This window comes from Microcystis sp. LEGE 08355, assembly GCF_015207185.1.
In the GTDB taxonomy this organism is placed as follows: domain Bacteria; phylum Cyanobacteriota; class Cyanobacteriia; order Cyanobacteriales; family Microcystaceae; genus Microcystis; species Microcystis panniformis.
This window is the reverse complement of sequence record NZ_JADEXI010000766.1, coordinates 1-1,852: the sequence shown is the minus strand read 5'-3', so window position 1 is coordinate 1,852 and position 1,852 is coordinate 1. Positions and strand designations below refer to the sequence as shown.

General features: G+C 49.1%; 1 protein-coding gene. It reads right to left on the bottom strand.

Going from position 1 to position 1,852, the window contains the following annotated elements; all coding sequences use genetic code 11:
* Positions 1-101: 101 nt before the first annotated feature.
* A complete protein-coding gene (gene psbB / locus IQ242_RS23825; RefSeq protein ID WP_002749271.1) occupies positions 102-1,628 on the bottom strand; it encodes a photosystem II chlorophyll-binding protein CP47 in 1,527 nt (508 codons plus the stop codon).
* Between the last annotated feature and the right edge of the window lie 224 nt (positions 1,629-1,852).

Below are 1,852 nucleotides of genomic sequence, written 5' to 3'. Positions count from 1 at the left end.
GAAAAATGGTATTAGTCTAAATCCGTTTTTAATAGTGTGATTAACAAAAAAAAGGAGTCAAAGACTTGACTCCTTTTTTTATATGGATGATTTAGCTAAAACTAAACCTCTTGTTTACGAGTGCTAAGATCACCCAATTTTTGGAATAAACCGAATTCCACTTGTTCTTCCAGATCCGGATCGACCCCGGCGAATACGTCGCGGTAGATGGTACGAGAACCGTGCCAGATGTGACCGAAGAAGAATAGTAAAGCAAAGACAGCATGACCGAAAGTAAACCAACCTCTCGGAGAAGTGCGGAATACCCCGTCAGACTTCAGGGTTTCGGTGTCAAACTCGAAAGCTTCACCGAGTTGCGCTCTACGGGCAAATTTCTTCACATCAGCAGGATCGCTGAACACCTGACCATCGAGAGCGCCACCGTAGAAAGAAACGGTAACACCACTTTGTTCGATACTCAGTTTCGATTCCGCACGACGGAAAGGAATATCAGCGCGAACGATACCTTCCGAGTCAGTCAGGACAACGGGGAAGGTTTCAAAGAAGTTAGGCATCCGACGCACGCTCAGGACGCGACCTTCGCCATCTTTGAACACAGGGTGTCCTAACCAAGATTTAGCGATACCGTCACCGCTATCCATGGCACCAGTACGGAATAAACCACCTTTAGCGGGGCTATTACCGACATAATCATAGAAAGCCAGTTTTTCGGGGATTGCTTGGTAAGCTTCGGCGATGGTGGCCCCATTGGCGATGCTGGCCTCGACGCGACGCTCAATTTCTTCTTGGAAATAGCCCTTATCCCATTGGTAACGGGTCGGGCCAAAGAGTTCGATCGGGGTGGTAGCATTACCGTACCACATAGTTCCAGCTACGACGAAAGCGGCAAAGAAAACGGCGGCGATACTGCTAGAAAGCACCGTTTCGATATTACCCATTCTCAAGGCTTTATAGAGTCTTTCGGGGGGACGAACGGTTAAATGGAATAAACCGGCGATAATCCCGACGATACCCGCGGCAATGTGGTGAGCTACCACACCCCCGGGGTTAAAGGGGTTAAAACCAGCCGGTCCCCATTCGGGAGCTACGGGCTGCACATGACCAGTTAAACCGTAGGCATCGGAAACCCACATCCCAGGACCCCAAAGGCCTGTTTGATGGAAAGCACCGAAACCAAAGCAAAGTAAACCAGATAAGAACAGGTGAATACCGAACATTTTCGGCAAATCGAGGGCAGATTCGCCCGTGCGGGGATCGACGAATAATTCTAAATCCCAGAAAACCCAGTGCCAAACGGCCGCTAGGAATAGCAGACCAGATAAGACGATATGAGCGGCGGCAACGCCTTCAAAAGACCAGAAACCGGGGTCAACACCAGTTTCGCCAGTGACGCTCCAGCCACCCCAAGAACCGGTGACACCTAAACGGGCCATGAAGGGCAGCACGAACATTCCTTGCCGCCACATCGGGTTTAATACGGGGTCACTGGGGTCAAAAATAGCAAGCTCATAGAGGGCCATGGAGCCAGCCCAACCCGCTACCAGTGCGGTGTGCATCAGGTGAACGGAAATTAAACGGCCCGGGTCGTTGAGAACGACTGTGTGTACTCGATACCAAGGTAGTCCCATTGACTACGCTCCTCCTATTGACAATTTAGTGTCCACTTAGACGCTTTTTATATTCAGGGTCAAAATATAAGCCCAACAATCTCGACTGTTAAGTGCAAGAGTTAGCCAACCTACATTATCCCTTGAAAAGTGTATCTATTCTAAAGAAGTGTAACTATTGTTAGAACAGATTTCAAGTCTTTGCGATCGATCTTCCGCCAGAATATTCCAGATCAGGGTGTGGG

What these genes read in the sequence shown, in the direction of transcription:
- psbB (WP_002749271.1), bottom strand. Translation starts at nt 1,628, where the DNA reads ATGGGACTACCTTGGTATCGAGTACACACAGTCGTTCTCAACGACCCG.